Below are 1,191 nucleotides of genomic sequence, written 5' to 3' on the forward strand. Positions count from 1 at the left end.
CATCACCGGCCAATGGACTTTCGGCGCTGACGCTTCCGTCACCGCGGCCGGTAATTTCGGAATTAACAGCGGAGCAGTCATTAATACCCGGTTAGAAGTCGGCGGCACCGCTTCCATCTCCGGCCGGTTAGATCTTTTCTCCAACGCTTCTCTCTCCGGTAACTTTGAAGTCGGCACTGACACCCTAGTGATCCGTTCCACCGGTGTCTCCAGCTCGTTACCTTTTGAAACCACCAGCTACGCTTCGGTCTCCGCCTACTTCGGTTCCGGAGTTAACGGCGCCGCCGACTGCAACGATTCCGCCGAAACCATCCGCTGGACTACCACCGGTCTCTTCTCCTGCGGCACCTTGACCGGCGGAGACGGCATCACTATCACGGCTGATGATTTTGACTTTGTGGCCACTGAACTGGAAGCCCTCACCTGGGGCGCCGGCGGCAATGCCTCCAATCTCTGGACCTTCAATCTCTCGGCCGGCGATCCGACCCTGAACTGGACCCAGTCCGGCGCCACCTTATCGCTTAACTTCGAATCCTTAGGCTACGCCTCCGCTTCCGCTTTCTACGCCCAAGCCGGCACCGCTCTCTTACCCAGCTTTACCTTTAACAATGATCCCAATACCGGTATCTACCGAATTGCCGCCGATACTCTGGGCTTTACCACCAATGGAGCAGAGAGATTCCGGCTTAATAGTAGTAGCGGGGCCAGTGTTTCCTATGCTCTGGAAGTAACCGGCACGGCCAGCATCTCGGCTTTTGATCTACCCGACAAAGACGGCGGACTATTAGGGGATTGCGAAGCGAACGCGGAAAAACTGGTCTATGACCTGGGCACCAAAAAGTTTGACTGCGGCGTGGATCAGACGGGCGGGGGCGGGGGTACGCCCACTCTGCAAGTCAGAATCGGCAATCCGATCGGCACCGATGTTAATCCGGCCGCCACCATTTCCTTTGACGCCAACAACTTTGATATCACTTCTTCCGGTTCGTTTGACGCGGTGGTCAAGCTAGACTATGTCAACGGTCCCGCTTCCCGTACCAGTGACCAGACCATCACCGGCCAATGGACTTTCGGCGCTGACGCTTCCGTCACCGCGGCCGGTAATTTCGGAATTAACAGCGGAGCAGTCATTAATACCCGGTTAGAAGTCGGCGGCACCGCTTCCATCTCCGGCCGGTTAGATCTTTTCTC

The 1,191-nt window shown here is 56.7% G+C and carries 1 protein-coding gene; it reads left to right on the forward strand.

Annotation, left to right across the window (positions count from 1 at the left end):
• Positions 1-1,191: hypothetical protein (locus Q7L55_13290; GenBank protein MDO8733522.1), on the forward strand; the 1,191-nt coding region annotated here is incomplete at both ends.

The sequence above is a fragment of the Actinomycetota bacterium genome (assembly GCA_030650795.1).
Classification (GTDB): Bacteria; Actinomycetota; Actinomycetes; order S36-B12; family S36-B12; genus UBA11398.